Origin of the sequence: Woronichinia naegeliana WA131 (genome assembly GCA_025370055.1) — a bacterium.
GTDB lineage: Bacteria > Cyanobacteriota > Cyanobacteriia > Cyanobacteriales > Microcystaceae > Woronichinia > Woronichinia naegeliana.
In genome coordinates, this window is sequence record CP073041.1 from 1224656 (window position 1) to 1248278 (window position 23623).

The 23623-nt window shown below is 43.8% G+C and carries 12 protein-coding genes and 4 pseudogenes; 11 read left to right on the forward strand and 5 right to left on the reverse strand.

Going from position 1 to position 23623, the window contains the following annotated elements; all coding sequences use genetic code 11:
- Positions 1-191: 191 nt before the first annotated feature.
- Both KA717_06410 and KA717_06415 read left to right on the forward strand, forming a co-directional pair.
- Positions 192-1001 (forward strand): Rpn family recombination-promoting nuclease/putative transposase, encoded by an 810-nt coding sequence (locus KA717_06410; protein ID UXE62412.1) that lies wholly within the window; start codon positions 192-194, stop codon positions 999-1001.
- A gap of 375 nt (positions 1002-1376) precedes the next feature.
- Complete coding sequence (locus tag KA717_06415; GenBank protein UXE62413.1) at positions 1377-4019, forward strand: M10 family metallopeptidase C-terminal domain-containing protein; 2643 nt, start codon at positions 1377-1379, stop codon at positions 4017-4019.
- A 59-nt stretch (positions 4020-4078) separates the two neighbouring features.
- Here the strand turns inward: KA717_06415 and KA717_06420 are convergent, their stop codons facing one another.
- A complete protein-coding gene (locus tag KA717_06420) occupies positions 4079-4372 on the reverse strand; it encodes a HigA family addiction module antitoxin (protein ID UXE62414.1) in 294 nt (97 codons plus the stop codon).
- A 6-nt stretch (positions 4373-4378) separates the two neighbouring features.
- Complete coding sequence (locus tag KA717_06425; GenBank protein UXE62415.1) at positions 4379-4672, reverse strand: type II toxin-antitoxin system RelE/ParE family toxin; 294 nt, start codon at positions 4670-4672, stop codon at positions 4379-4381.
- Positions 4673-4861: 189 nt separating this feature from the next.
- Between KA717_06425 and KA717_06430 the strand changes: the two genes are divergently transcribed.
- Positions 4862-5656, forward strand: coding sequence for an Rpn family recombination-promoting nuclease/putative transposase (locus KA717_06430; protein UXE62416.1), 795 nt, complete (start codon positions 4862-4864; stop codon positions 5654-5656).
- A 12-nt stretch (positions 5657-5668) separates the two neighbouring features.
- Here KA717_06430 and KA717_06435 read toward each other — a convergent pair whose 3' ends face one another.
- On the reverse strand, positions 5669-5863 hold the full coding sequence (locus tag KA717_06435; GenBank protein UXE62417.1) for a hypothetical protein: 195 nt from the start codon (positions 5861-5863) through the stop codon (positions 5669-5671).
- A 219-nt stretch (positions 5864-6082) separates the two neighbouring features.
- On the opposite strand from KA717_06435, the gene KA717_06440 reads away from it, so the two are divergent.
- Positions 6083-6655, forward strand: a complete 573-nt coding sequence (locus tag KA717_06440; GenBank protein ID UXE62418.1) for a shikimate kinase — start codon at positions 6083-6085, stop codon at positions 6653-6655.
- Between the two features lie 213 nt (positions 6656-6868).
- Positions 6869-7900, forward strand: a pseudogene (locus KA717_06445) (IS1 family transposase).
- Between the two features lie 75 nt (positions 7901-7975).
- On the opposite strand, the pseudogene queA reads toward KA717_06445, so the two are convergent.
- Positions 7976-9085 (reverse strand): annotated as a pseudogene (queA, locus tag KA717_06450) (tRNA preQ1(34) S-adenosylmethionine ribosyltransferase-isomerase QueA).
- Positions 9086-10072: 987 nt separating this feature from the next.
- Between queA and KA717_06455 the strand changes: the two are divergent.
- From KA717_06455 to KA717_06480, 6 genes and pseudogenes are all read left to right on the forward strand, one after another.
- Complete coding sequence (locus tag KA717_06455; GenBank protein UXE62419.1) at positions 10073-11119, forward strand: hypothetical protein; 1047 nt, start codon at positions 10073-10075, stop codon at positions 11117-11119.
- Positions 11120-11137: 18 nt separating this feature from the next.
- On the forward strand, positions 11138-12322 hold the full coding sequence (locus KA717_06460; GenBank protein UXE62420.1) for a hypothetical protein: 1185 nt from the start codon (positions 11138-11140) through the stop codon (positions 12320-12322).
- Between the two features lie 426 nt (positions 12323-12748).
- Positions 12749-18343, forward strand: a complete 5595-nt coding sequence (locus tag KA717_06465; protein UXE62421.1) for a translocation/assembly module TamB domain-containing protein — start codon at positions 12749-12751, stop codon at positions 18341-18343.
- Positions 18344-18778: 435 nt separating this feature from the next.
- Positions 18779-20878 (forward strand): hypothetical protein, encoded by a 2100-nt coding sequence (locus KA717_06470; GenBank protein ID UXE62422.1) that lies wholly within the window; start codon positions 18779-18781, stop codon positions 20876-20878.
- Positions 20879-20995: 117 nt separating this feature from the next.
- Positions 20996-21229 carry a hemolysin XhlA family protein gene (locus KA717_06475; GenBank protein UXE62423.1) on the forward strand — a complete coding sequence of 78 codons (234 nt, stop codon included), beginning with the start codon at positions 20996-20998 and terminating at the stop codon, positions 21227-21229.
- 56 nt (positions 21230-21285) lie between these two features.
- Positions 21286-21514: pseudogene (locus KA717_06480) on the forward strand (HisA/HisF-related TIM barrel protein).
- Positions 21515-22179: 665 nt separating this feature from the next.
- On the opposite strand, the pseudogene KA717_06485 reads toward KA717_06480, so the two are convergent.
- Positions 22180-23517 (reverse strand): annotated as a pseudogene (locus KA717_06485) (IS5 family transposase).
- Between the last annotated feature and the right edge of the window lie 106 nt (positions 23518-23623).

Sequence of the window (23623 nt, forward strand, 5' to 3'; positions counted from 1 at the left end):
ATTTGGTATAACTATCCCTTTCGGTCAACTTACTTGTAAACTAAAACTAAAAAAGCAGCAATTGAGCTTGTTAAACATTTGCCTGAGAACATTTATTGGAAAGCGATCGCGTTTTTTCTCTTTTCAGGAAGAGGCGATCGCGTTTTTATCTTGACGGTAAGAGGCGATCGCGAAAATGTTAAAATTTAGCCATGTTTGATAATGTTTGCAAATTTCTCGCCGAAAATTTTTCCGAAGATTATGCCACTTGGTTACTTGGTCGTCCTGTTACCTTGACGAAACTGAGTCCAACGGAGTTATCTTTAGAACCGATCCGCGCTGATTCTCTAATTTTAGAGCAATCGGAAGATTTTGTATTACATCTGGAATTTCAAACCGAACCCGATGAAACAATGGGTTTTCGGATGCTGGATTATCGAGTTAGGGTTTATCGTCGTTTCCCAACCAAAACCATGAACCAAGTGGTTATTTATCTGAAACCCACAAAATCGACTTTAGTTTATCGGGATAGTTTTCAAGTGGGAGAAACTATTCATCGTTATCGAGTCATTCGTTTATGGGAACAATCCTCAGATTTATTTCTAAACAGTTCAGGCTTATTACCCTTAGCGGTGTTAACCCAAAGTTCTGACCCAACGATAATATTAAGAAAAGTAGCCGAAGTCTTGGAAACCATTCCCGATAATAATGTAAAGCAAAATTTAACCGCCGCGACGGCTGTGTTTGGAGGATTGGTTATTAAACCTGATATTGTAAAAACTATCTTAAGGAGTCAATTTATGAAAGAATCAGCCGTTTATCAAGAAATTCTTCAAGAAGGTCGCCAAGAAGGTCTTCAGAGGGGTCGTCAGGAAGGCAAATTAGAGGGCAAGCTAGAGGGCAAGTTAGAGGGCAAGTTAGAAGTTGCTCGACAGCTTTTGCAGTTGGAGATGCCTTTGGCTCAGGTGGCTCAGGTGACGGGTTTATCCGAAGCAGAGTTACGGCAGGGTTTGTCGCTCTAAAACGCGATCGCAACTTTTTAAGTTCCGACAATAACGTTTCAACCTGCAATCTTAATGTTGTACTCTGCAATAAGAATGTTTCACTCTCCAATAAGAATGTCTCACTCTACAGTCTTAATGTTGCACTCTGCAATTTTAATGTTGCACTCTCCAATAAAAGCGTTTCAATCTGCAATCTTAATGCTTCACTCTCCAAGCGGTTGGGTCTGGAATTAGGAGAGATGCAGAACGCTACAACCTCTGATGGAAAAGGGTTTGGGCTTGATTTGTTCGTCGGTATGATGGATTTTGTGTTAACTGTGACTTTTCTATATTGAAAAAATAGTTGGTTGTACTGTAAAATGCAAAGTAATTTTTCATACACAGGAGGAATTTATGTCTAACGTTTCTGTTTCGAGTCTCGCGTCTGTTTATGATCAACTCACGAGTTTTGCTAATTTGAGCAATTTCTGGAGTCTGTTTGATACGGCTTTTGGGTCAAGTTATGATTACGCAACGGCGGCAAATTTTCGTTCGCAATGGCAGAGTGGGAATTTTAGTTTGTTTCCCCAGATTGAAGTTGTTAGTGGCGATGTTTTGGGTACGGCGAATGGTGCTTATGCGATTAGTACGAATAGGATTTATTTGTCGGATCGGTTTGTGAGTTCGGCGAGTCAGCAGTCTTTGGAGGCGGTGATATTAGAGGAAATTGGGCATTTTGTGGATGCTCAGGTGAATGCAACGGATACGCCAGGGGATGAGGGGGAGTTGTTTTCGGATTTGGTGCGGGGAGTGAGTGTGAGTGACTCGGAGTTGAGTCGGATGAAGGGGGAAAATGATTGGGCGGCGATCGTGGTTAATGGGCAATCTATCGCGGTGGAGCAGTCTATTACCCAGATTGGAACCTATGACACCCCAAGCTACGCTGAGGGGGTACAGGTAGTGGGTAACTATGCCTATGTCGCGGATGATTATTCAGGACTACAAATCATCAACATCAGTAACCCCGCCGCCCCCACTCTCACTGGTTCCTATGACACTACAGGCTACGCTTATGGGGTACAAGTAGTGGGCAATTATGCCTATGTCGCCGATGCTTATTCAGGACTACAAATCATCAACATCAGTAACCCCGCCGCCCCCACTCTAGCTGGTTCCTATGACACTACAGGCTACGCTTATTGGGTACAAGTAGTGGGCAATTATGCCTATGTCGCGGATTTTTATTCAGGGCTGCAGATCATCAACATCAGTAACCCCGCCGCCCCCACTCTCACTGGTTCCTATGACACCCCAAGCTACGCTTTTGAGGTACAAGTAGTGGGCAACTATGCCTATGTCGCAGATTGGGATTCAGGGCTGCAAATCATCAACATCAGTAACCCCGCCGCCCCCACTCTCACTGGTTCCTATGACACTACAGGCTTCGCTTATGGGGTACAAGTAGTGGGCAATTATGCCTATGTCGCGGATGATTATTCAGGGCTGCAGATCATCAACATCAGTAACCCCGCCGCTCCCACTCTCGCTGGAACCTATGACACCCCAGGCTTCGCTCAGAAGGTACAGGAAGTGGGCAACTACGCCTATGTCGCGGATAGTGATTCAGGGCTGCAAATCATCGACATCAGTAACCCCGCCGCTCCCACTCTCGCTGGAACCTATGACACCCCAAGCCTCGCTAATGGGGTACAAGTGGTGGGCAACTATGCCTATGTCGCGGATTATGATGGCGGTTTAAAAATCCTTGATGTCAGTGACTTCACAAGTACACCCACCACCGTTAACCTAGCCGTCGCTCCCACCAGCGTCACCGAAGATGGCACAACTAATCTGGTCTATAGCTTCACCCGCACAGGCCCAACCACCAACGCCCTCACCGTCAACTACAGCATTGCAGGAACAGCCGACGCAACCGACTACACAGGGGCAACCCCTGAAACAGGAAAAACCATCACTTTTGCAGCAGGTTCAGCAACAGCAACCCTAACCATAAATCCCACAGCCGATACCACCATCGAAGCTAACGAAACCGTAGCCCTCACTTTAGCAACAGGCACAGGCTATACCATTGGAACAACGACTGCTGTAACAGGAACCATCACCAACGATGACTTACCCAGTATTAATCTGAGTCCTAATGGTCAAACCGCTGTCGAGGGCTTAACCAGTCCCCAAAACCTGAGTTATACCGTTAGCTTATCTAGTAGTAGCACTCAAACTATTACCGTTCAGTACAGCACTGCCAACGGAACTGCTTTAGCTGGCTCAGACTATACCGCTACAACGGGAACCCTCACCTTTAACCCTGGTGTCACCAATAAAACGATTTCGATTCCCATTCTCAATAATTCTGTTAATGAAGCAAATGAAACCTTTACGGTCAAGTTAACAAGTCCTACTAATGCAATCTTAGGAGGAACAGCGACAGTAACCAACACCATTACCGATACCCTTTCAGCTTCGACTACCACGACCCTAGCCGCTAATGTCGAAAATTTACTCCTGACAGGAACTACGGCTATTTATGGTACAGGTAATGCAGGCAATAACGTCATTACAGGAAACAGTGCGGCTAATACTTTAGATGGTAAAGCAGGAATCGATACTCTCACAGGCGGAACAGGAACCGATACCTTTGTTTTCCAATTTGGCCAATCTCTAGTTGCTAACAGCGATCGCATTACTGATTTTGCGATAGGAACCGATAAAATTGACTTGTTGACTCAAAGTGGTTTAGCGACAAATGCACCTACTGCTTTCACTCGTGCGGTTGATAGTTCTGCGGCTAATTTAACTACCGTTGTTAATAACGTCTTCACTGATGCTAACGGAGCGATCGCAGGCAATCAAGCCTTAGCAATTAACAGTGCCGCTTTAGTCAAAGTTACTACTACTGGCATTACTGGGACTTATCTTGTGGTTAACGATGGCACTGCTGGCTTCCAGGCTACCAATGATCTCTTAATTAATATCACAGGCTTTACTGGTACAATTCCCGCCTTGGGAACCATTGCAGTTAATAGCTTTTTTGTTTAAATCTTAAGGGCGATCGCTTTTTTTCTGAATCGGAAAGAGGCGATCGCATTTTTTTTTAATTAACTAAAAACAGCACGACAGGGAATTGTTTTTTGAATTTCCTCGCCAATTTGTTGTTCAGCTAATCGTAACTCATAGGATTTTTGTAAATTTAGCCACAACTCAGGACTTGTTCCAAACCATTGACCTAATCGCAAGGCTGTATCTGCCGTAATTGCTCGTTGGCCGTTAAGAATTTGGGTAATTCGGTTAGTAGGAACATGAAGTTGACGAGCTAAATCGGTCGCGCTGATGCCAATTTCTTGAAGTTCATCAGCTAAAATTTCACCAGGATGAATAGCAGGGCGTACCATTTTTTTCTAAGTGTGATAATTAACAATTTCGATTTCCCAGGGTTCGGAATCTTCTTCTATCCATTCAAAGCAAATCCGCCATTTATCATTAATACGAATGCTATATTGACCCTGGCGATCGCCTGATAAGGATTCAAAACGGTTACTGGGCAATAAGAGGAGATCTTGCTTATTTTTGGCTGATTCGAGGATTTCCAATCGTTTATAGGCTTGCCTGTCAAAAGACTGAAATTCTTTAACTCTTTCCCCTCTTGCAAAACGTTCAGTTCTTTTATCTTTATATTTTCGGCGCATAAGCATCCGTGAAGAAGTTACCCGTTACGTCAAGCATAACACAAGTCACGGCGATCGCGTTTTTCTTAATCGGGAAGAGGCGATCGCGGTTTTGAATAAATCACTGTGAACTATTCACTATCAACTATTTACTAATCGGCGATCGCGTTTTTCCTAATGAGTAAGGGGCGATCGCAGAAATGTTAAAATTCGTCCATGTTTGATAACGTCTCCAAATTTCTAGCCGAAAACTTTTCTGAAGATTATGCTACTTGGTTGCTCGGTCGTCCCGTCACATTGACGAAACTGAGTCCAACGGAATTATCTTTAGAACCGATTCGCGCTGATTCCCTAATATTGGAACAATCGGAAGACCTAGTATTACACCTAGAATTTCAGACTGAACCTGATGAAACAATGGGTTTTCGGATGTTAGATTATCGAGTCAGGGTTTATCGTCGTTTTCCGCTTAAAACCATGCACCAAGTGGTTATTTATCTGAAACGAACTAAATCGGCCTTGGTTTATCAAGATAGCTTTCAACTAGGAGCAACAACTCATCATTATCGAGTCATTCGTCTTTGGGAACAGTCTTCTGATTTATTTCTAAAAAATCAAGGTTTATTGCCTCTAGCGGTGTTAACTCAAAGTTCTGATCCCGAATTAATATTGAGACAGGTCGTAGAGGTTTTAGAGACCATTAAGGATACTCAAATTAAAGCCAATCTAATGGCTGCAACCTCCGTTTTTGGAGGACTTGTACTAACCCCTAGGCTTATTAAAACAATTTTACGGAGTGAAATTATGAAGGAATCAGCCGTTTACCAAGAAATTCTACAGGAAGGGGAGCAGCGAGGTCTTCTAAAAGGTAAACTTGAGGGAAAACTTGAGGGCAAACTTGAGACGATTCCCCTACTGACAAAATTAGGATTATCGATCGCAGAAATTGCTGAGGAATTAGATATTGATGTTGCTTTAGTCAATCAGTTTGTGGCTAATCAGAATAATTAAAAATTTAGATAACTATTCATCAGTGATCGCGTTTTTTCCAATGAGTAAGAGGCGATCGCTGTTTTTCTTTATCGGTAAGGGGCGATCGCTGTTTGTCTTTATCAGTAAAAGGTGATCGCGGTTTATCTTCACGGTAAGAGGACGATCGCTGTTTTTCTTCACAGTAAGGGGCGATCGCTTTTTTAATGGATAATGGACAATTAACAATGGATAATTATCAACTATTCACTATCAACTATTCACTGAACGGCGATCGCGTTTTTAATGGACAATTGACAATGGATAATTATTCACTATCAACTATTAACTATTAACTAAACGGCGATCGCATTTTGAGAGATGGAGGGTATTAGGCGATCACTATTTTCCCGTTGAAATCTGACCAGATCAGGGCTAAAATCTCGAAGATGCTATTTTTAAAATTTAATGACAAATTTAATGACAGAGCTATTGCAAGGTCTAAACCTCTATCTGATTGGCATGATGGGAACGGGTAAAACAACCATTGGCTACCAACTGGCACAACAATTGGGTTATCGTTTTTTCGATACAGATGTGTTGATTGAGCGGGTAACGGGACAGACGATTAAGACACTGTTTGCAGAGTTAGGTGAGGAGAATTTTCGCGCCTTAGAAAGTCGAGTATTAGGAGAAGTTGCGGGCTGTACGCGCAGTGTCATTGCCACAGGGGGCGGTATTGTACTGCGTTCTGAGAATTGGGGCTTGCTTCGTCATGGGTTGATCATTTGGTTAGATGCACCGATCGCCCTTTTGGTGGAGCGTTTAAAGGAAGATCAAACTCGTCCGCTTCTGGCTGAAGAAGATTTGGCAACAAAATTAATCACCCTGTCAGCGCAAAGACAACATTTGTATGCCGAGGCAGATTTACACATCAAAATCACGGATACTCAAACACCAGAAGAGATTATTACCAACATCTTGACCCAACTACCAACTGTTTTAATCAGTTCCCAGATCAGTCAAGCGGAACAAAATTAAGCATCCTGTTGGTTTGCAGGAACTGGTATCGTCTGATCAAAGTTGAAAAAAGTTATGGTGTAAGGCTTTGAGAAAATAGAAAAATAGTTTAAGACTAGACATCGGCCCGTTTTTATTATACTATTATTATTGTCATTATATCAAAGAAGAAGGAAACAGAAAACAATGTCAATATTAAAGAAAAGCTCTATGGAAATCCTGAATGATGTTGGCTTGTGCCAAGAGAAAGAGGATGCCTTATTCAAGAAAAACTGTCCTCATTGCTATAGTGAAAACGTAAAAATACATTCTCATTATCAAACGAAAGGTAACGGGGAACGTAAAATGTTCATTTGTCAAGAATGTAGTTCTTGTTTTGCTGAGACTTATGGTAGCGTAATCGCTGGCTTAGAAACCCCATTAAGTGAAATTGTAAAAGTATTAAAAGCCAGAATGGAAGGAATAGGATTGAATGCAGCAGCCCGAGTATTTGGCTACGCGAAAACAACAATATTGAATTGAGAAAAGAAATTATCAGGATTACAAGAGACATTATTTTTATACGCCTTAGTGAATGAATTTGTTAAATTAGTAATAGAAGGGGATGAACTATACACAAAAGTTGGAAAAAATAAAGAAGCAAGTGCCTCTGAGGGGTGGACAATCGTGCTCATGGACAGGGCTAGCCGCTTTATTTGGCATTTAAAATGTGGTCGAAAAGAGCAGAAATTATTTCTAGAAGCAATGATGACGGTAGCGGAATTATTTGAAAGGAGTGCAGAATCTCTCCAGTTATTTACAGATGGAGAAAAGCGATATAGTCAACTGCTATTTAATATTTGTCACGAAGTATTAAGGACTGGAAAGCGAGGTCGTCCCACCAAAGTATTACCGAAGGGTCTTGTGGTAAGACTAAAAAATAAGAGTAGTAAACGTCGAGATTCTGAGGGTAAACTAAAGAAAGTAGAAACTCCGAAACCAGAACATCCAGAGACAACAGAAAAACCAGAAGAAAAGGACGTCCATGCCAACCACGTTGAGGCATTTAATAGTGCTATCCGACGCTATTTAGCCGCCTTTCGTCGTCGTACAAATACTTATGCTAAATCTGTTGTGGGATTACAGCGAGTCCTAGATATTTTCTGGATGGTTCATAACTTTGTTCGCAGCCATTTTACTACTAGAGAAGTTCCTGCTGTAGCTCTCGGTATAATTGAAAAAGGGTTTACTTGGGAGGACTTACTCCAAATTCGCCTGATTTCTTGAACCTCTCGTATTGCAACGTTTGTAGCTTCTAGCTAGACGATACCAGTGCCGGTTTGCAACACCGCCCCATAAAGTGGCATCGGGGGTAATGAACATCGCATCCCCAAAGGAATAAAATCGATACTTTTCCTGAATGGCTTCTTGATAAAGACTTAATAACCGTTCTCGACCGATTAAGGCACTGACTAACATTAATAAACTGGATTTGGGTAAGTGAAAATTGGTAATTAAACCGTCAATGATCCGCCATTGATAGCCAGGATAAATAAAAATATTGGTCTTACCGCGATAGGCTTTTAACGCTTGAATATCCTTAGCGGCAACAATTTGGGCTGCCCCTTCCAAACTTCTGGCCACTGTTGTCCCGATCGCAATAATTCGTCCTCCCTTGGCCTTAGTTGCTTGCATTGCTTCTACCGTCACCTCTGGCACCTCAATCCATTCCTGGTGCATGGTATGTTCGAGAATATTTTCTACTTCCACCGGACGAAAGGTTCCAATTCCGACATGAAGTGTAACAGAGGCTCTTTGAACACCCTTAGCCGTTAATTTTTCAAATAATGCTTCAGTAAAATGTAACCCTGCCGTTGGAGCGGCGATCGCCCCTAAAGATTCAGCATAAATCGTTTGATACTGTTCAGGCGTTGCCTGATGCTCAGTCACATAGGGAGGAAAGGGAATAGTACCATAGCAGTCCAGTAGATCCCAGAGACTTAAACCTGATGGCGGCAAAAATTGTAACAGTCTGCCTCCTGTAGCCAGATCCCGATCAATAATTCTGGCTTTTAGGGGTGGGTCAATGGTTAAATGGGTTCCATTTTGAGGATAAAAATCGATTTCAGCCCCCACCTTTAGTCTTTTACCAGGTTTTACCAGGGCTAACCAACAATTTTCCTCTTTTTCTTCCATCAGCAAAATTTCTACCGGCGTGCCAGTGGATTTTTTACCGTAGAGCCGAGCGGGAATGACACGAGTATTATTAAGCACTAGTAAATCCTGGGGTTGTAGCCAATCCGCTAAATTGTGAAAATAACAATGATGATGGTGTCCAAGGCTAGTATCTTTACCCTCACGACCAGAAACCACTAACAGACGAGAACGATCTCTGGGAATAACCGGCGTTTGAGCGATTAACTCAGGAGGGAGAAAATAGTCATAACTGGAAAGCTTTTGATCATCATTCATTGAATCTTGAATTTTCCCATTCTCAACCGACCGTTAAATTATCAATTAATTTTTAAATTTTCTCAACCTTCACGGTTAACGATAGTGACAAAAACACAAATCTAGAACAACTATCACGAGGGAAGGTACAGCACTATGATGGGGCGATCTCCCTAAGCATGGGTGCGACCTTTAGTTGATGAAAAAAAGAAAGGTGTTAACATGAGATGCAGAAGTGTTGAACGTCGAAAAAAGTCCAATAAAATCTGGTACTATAGATATAGGAGTTACGCATTGTCAAAAAAGAAGAAATGTGCTAGACGGCGAAGAGAAAGGTATATTGTCATGATGCTCAAGAATAAACTGGCGAATAACAGGAACAAATCTGATTCCGAATTAGTTTGTGTCTTCTTGTATTTCTAAAAGCTTCTTGCTCAAGGGCTTTACGGAAAAACATACATCAAACATCGTCTTTTGTACCTTCCAATGGGTGTTATTGAGCGAAAAACACGCTATCAAAGAACTTTTGAACGGGATTCAGGAGGCTCAAAGCCTTATTCTCTCGTAGCCACAAGCTCATGCGGAACTAGGGTTATTTTAACTCACATCAGATGTATTCTACCTTTTTTGTCAATGCGTAACTCCTAAGATAGTGTAAAAAGCTAAAATAAGTTCCTAAAAGCCTGAAAACTTGACGGCGGCTATATTTTTCGGTAGGTTTGCATAACGCAATGGATATCATTTAACTCGCACTCAGCTTGTCTAGGGCTTTTTCTAGAGCTTAGGTCGTTCGTTTAAATGAATGAGAAACTTCTCTTCGTGATCTGTAGTCCACTGATCTGTGCAATTCTGTGGCATTAGCTATAACATTTGATTAACCTTTTTCCTCCTCTCACTTCAATCTGTCTGTTAAAATTCAGCCATTCCTTTCGGTACATAGCAAAAATACACTAATTTTCTATGCTTAACATTAAAATCTTGTGCTATCTACTATCAGTGGGACTGACATTGGGGGTTATTCCACGAGTAGAGGCGTTCTCGGATGCTGCCGTTCAAACCCGTAAAGCCCAACCTTCTCAGAATTTCTGGATGAAACAACAACAGCGATCGCCATCGGGGGAAGTTGATTTTCAGGATCCAGAAAAAGCCAAGGAACTCAGTCAGTCCTTAAATGAGAATCCTCAGACGACAAGCAGTATGCCCCAGGATGCGGAAACCCTCAGACAGTTACTCAGCGTGGAGGAAATCGCCCCACCTTCTAAAGTCAATCGTGTGTTTCCAGGTTCTAGCCTTGGTGTCCCGACCGCCTATGGGGCCCAATGGGGAGATGCTTGGTTCGGAGGAGCATTTTCTTCTGCCAATCTATTTGCTCCCAATGCAGACGGTTCGGTTGCCCTGGGGATGGGTTTCGGAGATGCCAAGGAATCTGTGGGTTTAGAAGTCTTTACGGGGATTTTTAACCTCAGTGGTAAGAACACTGATATTGGTGGGGTTGGGGGGAATGGCGGTGCAGTGGGTTTTAAGCTCCATCGTCGTCTGGATGATCGCGGTTACTTTGCGGTTGCCCTTGGCATGGAAAATGCCATTCGTTGGGGAACGGAAAATGCCTATGGGGGAAACTATGATACCTATTTTGGGGTTTTCACCGGACGATTTGATTTGAACGCGCCCCCCGACTACAATGAATCCGATTTAAAACAAGATCCTTTGCTCCAAGAACAAGCCAGAGCGATCGCCGGTCAGATCTATGATGGCTCCTATAACTATATGCCTCTGGTCGTTTCTGTTGGGCTTGGCTCAGGTGCTTTTCGTTCCAAAGGTGCTTTGGAAGCGGAGGAACAAAACGTCAATGTTTTTGCCACAGCCGGTTTGAGCATTCTGCCCCAGGTTTCCTTAATTTCCACTTGGGCAGGCTCACAATTAAATCTGGGAACTTCCATTACCCCATTCAATCATTTTCCGATTGTGCTCAATATAGGGGCTAGTGATGTAACTGGCGTTTATCCCCAGGGCACTCGTTTTATCATGTCACTCGGCTACGGCATCAAATTTTAGGAAGGGGAGCAGTAAACCATGCGTTATTTGACTAAAATCATCGGCATCAGTGGCCTTGTTAGTGTCTGTTTGATTGCAATTTCCCCTCAAGCAAGCTGGGCCAATACAGGGTCAGCTATTACGGGGGATAGTGGTTCCGGCAATCCCGACAGCTCAACCTTTATGGGAGACTTGTTTGGCTCTCCTCCCTTTGGGGGTAACGTCAATGAAGGGGCGGGGGGGGCCTTTGCCGGCGGCAGACAACGTCCTAAAAATTGGAAATGTAATCTCCCTTACAAGAATCAGGAGGGGTCACTACGCTTTAAAACGGTAGCAACCATGTTATCGACCAACTTAGCTGGAAGTGATTCTATTAATTTACTAGAAGCCAAAAATGTTATTACTGGCCCTAATGGTCAAGATATCGTCAGTAATCAAGGGCCCCTTTTTAGTTGTGCTGATAGTTTAACGCTTCGTCCAGCCGCGATAACAGCAACCAGTCTCTCCACTGCTCCCCCAGAAGTTGTACCGCCAAACACCTCAACTGCTCCAACTGCCCCAACTGCCCCAACTGCCCCAACTGCCCCAACCTCTCCAACCTCCCCTAGTTCGGCCGCATCCCTAGGCGGTGAAATTCAACCCACGATCGAACCCTCCATTCCATCTAACCTTCCATCTACCACAACAGAAACGGCTTCTACTCCAGCAGAACCCCCTAGTCGTTCGGTTTCGTTGGTTGAGTATTTTAACCGACCGGTTGAAACCCCTTTTCCCTTTGTTAGCTCTGGGGCTAGGGCGCAACAATCCCTGCAAGAAAGCTTAAAACTGCCCATTGTTCCCGATATGGATGATCCGTTAGCCGGCCCAGATACCGATCCCGAAATCATTAAAAGTAAGACTCTTAGGGATTTGATTACCACCCTACAGGGCTTAACGACGGAGAAAACCTTACCCGAAGATCCAGAGAACATGAAGGACAAGGTATTTGAAAAGATCTTGCCTGGCGATCCTCAGGGTGAAAGTTTGGTGGATATTAATCAGTTTGCGGCGGCGATTAAAACCTATAATGAACTAATCGCAGCTTTGGACGAGCAACAACTCCAGACCTGGGCTAATAATCGCTATGGACAAGATATTACCGCTACCTTGAAGAAACTCAGAACGACTTGTAATTGCGGTTGGGCGGATCGGGACAATACAACAGCAGGGATTCCCTCAAACTAACGTATTACTCCTGAGGGGTAAATCTCGCCTTGACATCCTCTCCGCCGTAGAACTGCGAAGATTCCTAAACCTCACAATTTAGGTTTCTGCTTCATTCACCGTCGCATAACACAGTTTTAAAAACCATGTACTGTCTTACACAGAGTCCACAGACTTTTACCCCATTTCAGAAGCCCGATTCCGTGTGTCCCACGGTACGGTTTCAGCAAAATGCTTTTTGTACTTGTTGCTTAGACTTTTTACCTTGCCAAGCCTTTCTAGCAAGAACCCCCTAAGCCTAGTTTTCAAGGTGCGATGCCGACCACTTGGTTTTCGTATTCAGCACATCGATTCTAACACCTTGTAAAGCCGTCCTAGAAGGACGGGGTTTCAGACCCTTTTTTTTCGATGATGACCGATCCTAGGCCAACTGAAGAATCTCCCTCTTTGCTAGGGTTGGTTCCTATTGATACAAGTGAGGTCAAAAACAGAGTCCTTGATCGCCCTTTCAAGCGACCTAGCTGGCAAAAAAGCTACTGGCTCTGGAGCTTGGCGGGAATTGGCGCGTTAACAATTCTTGGTGGGGGGATCTATGGACAATATTTTGTTCAAACTCAGATTGCGCCCTTAATTGGCCAAGGACTAGGGGATTTTCTCAACCGACCAGTCAAGCTGGGCAAATTGGAGGCTGTTTCCTTTAATTCTCTGCGTTTTGGGGCTAGTCGATTAGAGAAAACGCCTCAGGATCCCGATCAAGTTTCAATGGCGGGACTGGAAATTCATTTTAATCCCCTAGACTATTTAGGTTATCGTCAGTTATCTCTAGAGGCGATCGCGGATTCACCCCAAATTTATCTGGAGCAGGGGAAAACGGGAGAATGGTTATTAACCCCTTGCGATCGCCTTAGACCTGATGTTCCTTTCCAGCTCAAGCGGTTACAACTGCAAAAAGCCAATATTATTTTGGTAGCACGGAATAAGCAGGGAAAACTCAAATCCCCTGTCCCGATTTCCCTAGAGCGAGCAGACATTGATCTTCGCCAATTTCAATCGCAACAAAAGGTTTATTTTAAGCTTCAGGGACAACTTGCCCAAACCGGACAGTTGGCGATCGCGGGTTTGTACCAACCAAAAGCACATGACTTAAACCTGTCGGTTAGAGGCTCGCAATTAACGGCGAAGGCAGTGAGTGACCTGTTGCCCTTACCCTTAGCTTTCACCCAGGGTTATTTAGATAGCAATCTAGATATTACCGTGCGGCAACAACGGCTCATAAAGGTACAGGGTCTGGCTAATTTACAGAATGTCAGCACCGAACTATCCCTCTTTCCCCAACCGATAACGGCGATTCGGGGGCCATTACGTTTTCAAGGCACAACGGTTTTCCTGGAGCAAGTGGTTGGGCAATTGGGTGAAGGCGGTAAAAATCAGGCCCGGTTGATTGCTCAGGCTCAGGGTTCTCTTGACCTAATAAAAGGCTATCATCTCACCCTAAATACTCAGCCTCTAGCCCTAGCCCAAATTCCGCAAGCGTTAAAACTGCCGGCTCCTTCTGTCACCCTAGAGGGAAAGATTACTGCTCAGTTGCAGGTGACAGGCCCTCTCTCCCAACCTCAAATTACGGCTCAAATTCAAAACAGCGATCGCCGACCACTTCAGATTGATCGCCTGGGCTTAGAAACTCTAACCGCGAACTTAAGCCTACAGGGTTCTAATGTCATCATTGATCACTTTCAAACCCAGCTATTAACAGGGGGAAAAATTCAAGGGCAAGGCCAACTTTTGGGCAAGCGACAACAAGGAAAAATAACCTTTTCTCGTTTTCAAGGAACCATTCAGGCAGAAAAACTCGCCATTCAAGCCCTAGCCCATCGTTATGGCAAGTCTCTGCCCAGGGAAATTCAGCAACTTTCGGGACAAGGACAAATTACGGCCCTCTGGCCCCAGGAAAAAGCCCATTTAAAAAGCGATCAAGACGCTCTCTTTCCCCATCTAAGTTTTACCCAAGCTAGAATGCAAATTCCCCTAGCCGGTGGTGAAATTCGGGGTGAAAATGTCAGCTATGACCAGGGCCATTGGCAAGGTCACTTAACACTTAATCGCTTACAGGTAGCCCAACTCCCCTTCTCTTTACCAACTTTCCTTGGGCAAGGCAGATTACAGGGAGATTTTCAGGTTAAAGGCTATCAAGATCAGCTAAAAACCCTGGAGGCGAAAGGAGAGGCCCGATTACTGGTCAGGGCGAGCGAAAATGCGGTTGCAACCGACGGTGTTAGTAAAAAAGTTGTTTACATTAACCAGATCTCTTTACAAGATCAACAATGGCAGGCCCAGTTACAGACCCAGGATTTGCCGATTCGTTCTTGGTTTCCCCAATTGTCTTTAAGCCAAGCGGGACGGTTAACAGCTCAACTAATTGTAGGGGGCCATCTAGGGTCTCAACCTTTACAGGATGATTTAATAGTCAGGGGTCAGGCTCAAATTCAATTTCCTCAGGGCCAGATCTTGGCCCAACATCTTAAGCTCGATCAAGGTCAATGGCAAGCTGCTTTACTGGCTGACCAAATTCCCCTACGCGCTCTACCGCTACCACAGTCTCAGGCTCTAGCCGGTATGGTCACAGGGCAGGTTCAAATAGGAGGAACGGTTAAAGATCCGATCGCGACTTTGGTGGGAAGGGGTGAAGGGAAGTTACTTTTTGCCCAGGGCCAAGTAAGAGCGAAACAGGTCAATTTTGATGCCCATCGTTTTGAGGCCACTCTAGTCTCCCAAGCTTTGGGACTGAATCAATTAAACCCTTCCCTGCGGGGGAATCTGGATGGTCAGGTTAAACTGCAAGGACAATTGCAGAGATTGCAGCCCCAATTAACCCAGGTAACTGGCAATCTAGATTTTAGTCAGGGTTTAGCCAACTTAACTCAGCCTTTAAGTACGGTCTTTGCCTGGCAGGGAGAACGGTTAGCCTTACAAAAAATTCAGACCAAAAACCTGTCGGTCCAGGGAAATATTCAGGTTGATCTCGCTGCCTTAAATTCTCCTCAAAACCTGACCCAGAGGGTTAAGCAAGTTAACTTAAGCCTAGTTGCCCAGGGACTTCCTTTGACTGCACTATTAGCGCAATCACCTTACCCCCTAGCCTATGGTGGCCAGGTCAATTTTACGGGGAGTCTGCGGGGGAATCTGGCCCAACCGCAACTTCTGGGAAAACTCGCTCTAGAAAATTTACAGCTAGGAGATCTCAGTTTTGATCGTCGTTTGACGGGCCAAATTGGCAAAAACCATCAGGGAACGCATCTACAACTACGGGGTGACAGCGATCGCCTCAGTCTGACCTTAGACAGTCAAAATCAACCCACCGCTTTGAGGTTGCAACGGCAGGGGATGACCATTCAAGGAGTGAGAGAACAAGAACAACTTTTTCTGATGGCTAAACAGGTTCCGCTCTCTCTTTTGCAATCTTTGGTCGGTTTAGGTCGTCCCTGGTTGGCAAGATCGGGACAGTCAGTATTCAACCAAAACCTGCCTGCTCTGGGGGGAAATCTATGGGGAGATCTAACCTTTAATTTTGCTCAACAATCAGCCCAGGGTAAGGTCAGAATTGAGCAGCCTCGTTTAGGCAACTATGGCGGCGATCGCTTGACAGGGAATTTTAGCTATGGACAGGGGATTTTTAGCTTAAATTCAGGACAATTGTATAGTCAAAATAGTCGGTATGGATTGCAAGGTCGTCTCAATCTGGCCCAAAACAGTGCTTTTCAAGGGGAAATTTCCCTCGATCAAGTCTCAATCCAGGATCTTTTGACCAGCTTACAAATTTTTCGTTTAGAGGATCTCAAACGCGGTCTGAATGCCCCGGTCTATGGACGAGCCAAGGATCTCTATGGGGTTGCGGTTACTAATCCCCAAGAGGCCTTAATTTCGGTGGGTAATCCCCAAGATAGAGCAAACGAACCTTTTAAAGAACTTGAGAATGTTAATAACCTTCTTCGTCATTGGCAAGAACGGCGATGCCAAAGGCACACTTCGTGCCCGCAACAATCTCGACTCCCCGATCTAGAAAGCTTACAGGGCAAGTTAGCGGGCAAGGTGGGAGTACAGGGAACTTGGGGAGGAGAGGTGGCTCTCAATTTTCAGGTCAATGGTCTGGATTGGCATTGGGGACAATTCCAGGTGGCCGAATGGGAATTACAGGGCGAATGGGATAGGGGCCAATTATCGCTTCATCCCCTGCGATTACAGTCGGGAAATAGTTTAATGACGCTCACGGGCAAGGTGGGGGGCTACGGCCAGGAAGGGGAATTGCAGTTAGAAAATGTGCCATTGCAGCCCTTTGCCAGCCTGATCGGCCTACCGGAGGCTGTGCGTTTAGGAGGAAAGCTCCAAGCAGCGATCGCGATCGGGGGGAGTCGATCTAATCCTAGGGCAATGGGGAAACTTCAGGTTGACAATGCCACCATTAACCAATCTCAATTACAGTCCACTACCGGCCTATTTTCCTATCAGCAGGGACGACTCGATTTTGCCATTGATACGGTACTCAACCAGAAAACCGATCCCCTTACCCTCAAAGGCTCCTTTCCCTACCTTTTGCCCTTTGCTTCCACTCGCTCAGACAGCGATCGCTTTACCGTTGGTTTGCGGATCAATAACGACAGTTTAAAAATTCTGGACTTGCTGACCAATGGAGAATTAGTTTGGCGGGGTGGCCAAGGAACGGTGCAATTAGATGCATTTGGTCGGCTCGATCCCCAAACCCAAATGGTGCAGGATCTACAGGTGGCAGGATTGGCGAATCTCAGTCAAGCAGCGATCGCGGCTAAAATCTTTCCCCAGGAACCCCTCACGGACATTAACGGCACGATTACCTTAGATCTCCATCGTTTAGACGTGAAAAACCTAACGGGAAAATTGAGTGGTGGCGATCTGGCTATTAGCGGTTTTCTCAACCTTCATCCCTCCTCTCCTCTCCCCCTCTCCCCCTCTCCTCCTCCTTCCACCCTCTCCCTTTCCCTTAACAATCTAGCGGTCAAATTTCCCGATCTCTATGAAGGTGGTCTGCAAGGGACAATACAAGTTGGTGGCGATATTCAACAGCTTCGCATCGGGGGGGATTTAGACCTTTTCAAGGGAACGGTGTTGATCGGCGGTCAGATTCCCCAACTCAGTCAGGGCCAGGGATGGGCCAACCAAACCCAATTTCAAAACTTTAAATTAACCCTAGGGGAGGATATCCGTATTCAACGCCCGCTTCTCCTCGACTTTTTAGCCAGTGGTGGTGTCACCCTGAATGGCAGTATTAGCAAGATGGAACCAGAGGGCATGATTAGTCTGAAAAGTGGCCAGGTTAACCTCTTTGCCAGTCAGTTAAGATTAGGGGGAGGAGAAGAGAATGCGGTTTATTTTCATCGCAAACTGGATCCCTATCTAAACTTACATTTAATCAGTGCTGCAACAGAAACGAGTCATCGCCTAGCGAGTAATGATGGACGTAATTCTACTAACTCGTTTTCACTCTCGACCGAGATAGATGAGCCTTTTACTGCCAATCGAGATAGTCTGCAAACCGTGCGTATTAATGCTAATATTCAAGGATATGCCAGTCAATTAGATCAGAGTATTCAATTAACCAGTACTCCTAGCCGCAGTCGAGGTGAAATTATTACCTTACTCGGAGGTAGTTTTATCAATGATTTAGGCCAGGGAGAGACTTCCTTGGGTTTAGCAAATTTTGCTAGTTCGGCAGTGTTAGGGACGGTGCAGGGTCGCATTGGGGAAGCTTTGGGTCTCAATCAATTTCGGATTTTTTCTACTCCCTTGATCAACGAAAAAGAACGGACTCAAGCCAATCAACTGGGTATTGCGGCAGAAGCGGGCATTGATTTAAACGATGATTTTGCTCTTTCCGTACAGAAGATTTTTAATGCCGATCGCCCACCTCAATGGGGAGCTTCTTACCGTGTTAACGAAAATCTGCGAGTGCGCGGTTCCAGTAATTTTTTGGATGATAGTCGGGGCGCGATCGAGTACAATCAGCGTTTCTAACAACAGAAATTGACCTGACTTTTTCTGACTTTTTCCCCTTGTCGTTTATCGCTATTTCTCCCATGATGGTGGTTATACAGATCATACAAGGTTAACAATCACCGAAAATCTTGTAAATCTAAGGTTTGCAATATCATACGACTTGCTTAAGTTCCAATTTTCTCATTGAGTAAATTTCACGGTTGAAGATCGACTTCAGTTTCAGGAAAACAAGCTTGGTGTTATACCAAATCCTGTTGTCATACCTCTTTTTAGGCAATGTAGGGGCTTAGTCTCTAAATCCTATACTCTCTGGATTTGGAAACCAAACCCCTACCCAAAATTAAGGTAGCTTTAACAAAGGGATTTCGTACTATTTCTATTTTTATTCTGATTTATTTTAACTCATCTTTTTGTCCAATTACTCATCATTCTCTGTCTTCGAGGCCAATCTCAATGTTTAAACCGATTAAAATGATTGCTTCTCAACTGACCTTCGGCTTAATTGCCTGGGCGATCGCTGGTTATGGTCAGGCGGCATCAGCGGCGGCTGTCTATACCGATAGTCTGGTTACGGGTTGGAATAACTGGAGTTGGGGAACCACCTATCTCAATGACACCACCGTTCAAAAATCAGGAACCGCCTCAGCAAAAGTCACTATTACTGATCCCTGGGGAGCCTTTAGTCTTAGTCAAAGTCCCACTACCACCAGTTTAAGTTCTTTATCGGCTGTCTCTTTTGACGTAAACCCAGGCGCGTCTAGTAATATTGCCAAGGTAGCCGCCCTTAGCATTACTCTCCAAAATGGCAATACCCTCGGTAACGCAGTTTCCCTCTCCACCTATGCCTCCCCACCCCTAGCTGCCAATACCTGGTCAACTGTAACAATTCCCATTAGTGCCTTGGCAGGAACCCTCACCGCTCTTCAACGTTTGAACTTTCAGGATGGCTTAGGCCAAGGAAATATTGTCTTTAACCTCGATAACATCACCTTGGTTCCCACTTCAACCACGAGTAGCTGTGGTTCTTTAGTCGTGGATTCAGGGACTGCTAATGGTGGCGTTAGTCTTAACGGCTTTTTGAATGATCAATATAAGTGGTATGACAGCAGTTGTCGTCTCCGAACAGCCGCTTTGGCACGAAACGATACCAGTAAGGGTGGTAATGCCAAACAGTTCACTTATGTACTGAATGATGGCACAACGCGAACCATCAATCCTGGGACCAGTGCTGGAGGGTTTGGCTATATTGTCGCTCATCTAAGCAATCCCTCCTTTGCGAGTGCCTATGGAGCCAGTGATTCTCCCTTTGGTTCTGGCAATAGCGCGACCTACAGCAAGGTATTTACCGGTACGCACCATGCCATTCATGAATACACGCTGAACTATGTTCGCTATGGCCTGACCCAAGCAGCGATTAATAGTGGCTTTGCGCCCTGGACAACCATTAACAGTACCAATAAGTCGAATGTCACGGTTTATAATATGCCCGTTCGGATTCAATGGCTCTTTGCGACAGGTCGAAACTATCCTATCTGGTCAGTCACCTTTGATTTATCTGCCGCTCCTAATCGCGCTATAGACTCGGATTTTCGTGCGCCCTATGGAGATATGAAGATCGAAGGGGGTGATGGTTCGGCCCTAGTTGCAGGAGTGGCTTGGGGCGATAAGTACAGATTCATTTCTTCAGGTAATCCCTTCACCATGAATAATGATTGGGACTATTCTCAGCTTAATCCTGGTGCGCCCTATAGTTCGCTCTGGACGACAACGGTGGATGCTGAAATGGGTATAGCTGGAACCCGAATCACGGCCCTTCAAAATGCTGGAGGCTACAACAATTATCAAGCTCCTATCTGGCGGGGCAAAACGAGTGCAACGATGGGAACCCTTTGTCTCAATGATGGTGGTGCGGGGCCTGCTTACAATCACAAAATACCCTGTACGAGTGATTGGGCCTATCAATTAATTCAATATTCTGTTTCCAATGCAACTCAAACAACGAATAATAAGCGTTTAGCCTGGGGGGCAGATTGGGGATCTTTAGGCAATAGTTCTTTTACCAGTTCCAATGGTTATACGGTGAGCGGCTATCCCAAAGTGAGTTATAGCGTTTATATTGTTTTAGATCCTCACTCGGCCAATCCGACTCAAAATGTTGCCCTGCAAGCGAAGACAGCTAGTTTAACCACTTTAACCGCTAGTGTGGGAACGGTATTAACGAGTGGCATTGCCGGCGTGGGGCGAACGGACACAATTGCCTATAGTCCTTCAGGATTTAGCCCTGTTTTTGGCACCTGGGAAGTGAACGCTGCTAGTAATAAGGTTTCTTTATCCTTTGTGGTATCTAGCTCGGCTCCAGCAACGCTCAATTCTCCTATTATCGTGGTGCGTAACTACACTGGCCCGGCTAACCCTGCTCAGGTGACGTTAAATGGTGTGACGTTGACCGCTAACAGCGATTATTTTAGTAGTTTGCGTTCTGACAAGTCAGAATTATGGATTACGCTGAATAAAAAATTGGCTGGAACCAATAGTTTTAGTATTGTGAATTAAACAATAATTAGTGGTGCGATCGCTTCTAAACCCTCATCTTTTACCCTAGAAAGCCGGAAGGGAGAAGCGACGAACTTATCCCAATCCATCAAACAAAACTTAAAGAAAGTTTAACCCATGAGTAACCCCATTATTGTTGAAACCAGACTTGAAGATGTCCTAACCAAGATTGAAAATCGATTAGAGCGCATTGAAACCAAGCTAGAAGCCTTGCCCAAAATAGAAGAAAAATTAGACGGACGGGAGAAACGGGTAGATAAGCTCGAAACTAGTCAAAACCGACAAATCTGGGTTTTGATTGTTGCGGTCATCGGAGCTATTATCAAATTTGGATTTTTCTCTAATCCCTAACCGGCGATCGCCCTAAACTATTATAATTACTACCTTATTTGTTTCCCCAACCACCTATGTTAGCCAAACGAATTTTACCTTGTCTAGATGTCAATTCCGGTCGAGTGGTAAAGGGAGTGAATTTTGTTGATCTCAGAGATGCGGGTGATCCGGTCGAATTAGCAAGATTGTATAACGAAGCTGAGGCTGATGAACTGGTTTTTCTAGATATTACCGCTACCCATGAACAGCGAGACACGATTATTGATGTGGTCTTATCGCACGGCTGAGGAAGTCTTTATTCCCCAATTTTAGTAATTTTCTAGTGAGATGTATGCTTTCTTGGTATTTTGATATTTCTCTTCTGTTAGACTAGGAAGACATTTTCAAACCTCAAATACTAAAGTCCTTCCATAGCAAGACTTTTGAGCTATTAAGTTAGGAGGAAACACATATTTTATTTTATCCTCAGAAATAACGACAGATCCTTGTTGAGCAAGGGTTGTAGGATTTGAGATTTAAAATCATTTCCTAAAGTAACAAAAGAGAGATATCTCTCTTTTGTCAGAGCAAGAGAGCTATAATGAAGAAAAATGGCTAGAAGCAAGGCGGTGTATATGACGAAGCCAAGAGCCGCAAAACCAACAGTACAATTTATAGATAGCTACAGTGAATTGTACAAAGACTTATTTCCAGAAGTGAGAGCCTATGAGTATTTTAAATATTTACTGTTAGGATTAATTAGGGCTTGCTGAAAAAGTCAAAAAACGAAAGAAATGTGGGTTAGGGAAGTATGGACTGAAAAAGCATAGATAACTTATCCTTATGGAAACAAATCAAAATACAGATTTTGTTTAATCTATTGTTCCTTTCTGTCTAAAAAGGTCAACACAAATCACTCCTCACAAAAGAGAGGAAAATTAACACCATTTTTCACAAGAGAAACGACTCTACAACTTTTTACTTTTTGTCTTCTGAAGTAGAGTAGAAAGATTCATTACCAAAAAGTTCATCGCAATTACCGTTTCCGAGGTCTCAGGTAGTTTGGCCATCACTCGACCAAGACTAAATTTCCTCTTTCCCTGTCCGAATTTACCCTCAATGGCATTACGCACTCTTTCATCTGAGCGTGCCTCTTTCTTTTTTTCTTTGCTCACCTCTTTCGGCGGTCTTCCCAATCGGGGACCACTCATTCTTATATCCCTTTCTTTACAATAAGCTCGATTCGCTTTTGTTCGATAGATTTTATCCACATGAACCGATTCCGGATAACATCCTGTTTCCCTTTTATATTCTTCTATTCGCGCTTGTAAATCTCCCGATTCGTTGTAATTATCCCAACTTAATTTGTCTAAGAAGACAAAGCCATTCACATTACTTGCCGATATTTTAGCTCCAAACTCTACTGCTTTTCCCGCTTTTCCACGCACTATTGGACGCACGTGAGGTTGGCTTACACTCACAATTCTGTTTTCTACTTTATTTGTCTTTTTTTCATACATTTCTAACTGTTGCTCATACACTTTTCCTATCGTTACAAGCTCTTCTTGCTCTTTTTTCGTTAGTTTTTCTAACTTTGCTCCCTCTTCTATCATTTTTTCTATATCAGACAAGTTTCTTTTTATATATCCTAGTTGTTTTTTTGTTCCTTTTCTTCTTTCTTTTTTTGACACACGACGTTTTTTTGCTATGGCTAAGTACTCTTTTCTTGCCACTTCCCTATAAGTCCTCGGCTTTTCTTTCCTTTTCTCTTTTATTTCTTCATACAGCTTATCTATTATTTTTTCTGTTTTTTCTCTGGCATCATTCAATATTCCTATATCCGTTGGATATTTTATATCTGCTGGTGTACAAGTCGCATCTAACAATAACTTTCCTTCATTTTCTTTTTTTTCTGACGCTACACCCGTCGCTTTTTTTTCTATTTCTTTATTAATTTTATTTATTAATTCCATTCCTATTTTTTTACGAAAATGAACCATCATTGACGCATTAAATGCTTCTTTGCTACTATAGCTTTCCATTCCTATAAAGTACTGTAAATAAGGGTTCTCTTTTATTTGTTCTACTGTTTCTCTGTCACTTTTTCCTGAAATTTCTTTGATAATTAATGCTCCTAATGCCATTCTAAATGATTTGGCTGGGGCTCCTTTTTTTTCTGTGAAGTTTTTTGCATATTCTTCCTCATATTCTTCCCAAAGAATCATTTTTGACATTTCTATCCAACGATTTTCTTCGTCTAACTGCCCGCCGAACAGATTTTTCAAGTTTTCTGGTGTTTCAATTGAGTACTGTTGCTTTCGGTACATCTGCTTTCTCTCTTCTTAATGCAATGGTTTTGAGGCATTCTACCCTATTTTCGTGCATTCTAGCGGTTCTTAATTCGCCTACTATTTTTCTCCGTAAAGGTTTCAG

Bases quoted from the DNA above. Each gene is read 5' to 3' on its own strand.
- KA717_06410 (UXE62412.1), top strand. From the start codon at position 192: ATGTTTGATAATGTTTGCAAATTTCTCGCCGAAAATTTTTCCGAAGAT.
- KA717_06415 (UXE62413.1), top strand. From the start codon at position 1,377: ATGTCTAACGTTTCTGTTTCGAGTCTCGCGTCTGTTTATGATCAACTC.
- KA717_06420 (UXE62414.1), bottom strand. From the start codon at position 4,372: ATGGTACGCCCTGCTATTCATCCTGGTGAAATTTTAGCTGATGAACTT.
- KA717_06425 (UXE62415.1), bottom strand. From the start codon at position 4,672: ATGCTTATGCGCCGAAAATATAAAGATAAAAGAACTGAACGTTTTGCA.
- KA717_06430 (UXE62416.1), top strand. From the start codon at position 4,862: ATGTTTGATAACGTCTCCAAATTTCTAGCCGAAAACTTTTCTGAAGAT.
- KA717_06440 (UXE62418.1), top strand. From the start codon at position 6,083: ATGACAAATTTAATGACAGAGCTATTGCAAGGTCTAAACCTCTATCTG.
- KA717_06460 (UXE62420.1), top strand. From the start codon at position 11,138: ATGCGTTATTTGACTAAAATCATCGGCATCAGTGGCCTTGTTAGTGTC.
- KA717_06470 (UXE62422.1), top strand. From the start codon at position 18,779: ATGTTTAAACCGATTAAAATGATTGCTTCTCAACTGACCTTCGGCTTA.
- KA717_06475 (UXE62423.1), top strand. From the start codon at position 20,996: ATGAGTAACCCCATTATTGTTGAAACCAGACTTGAAGATGTCCTAACC.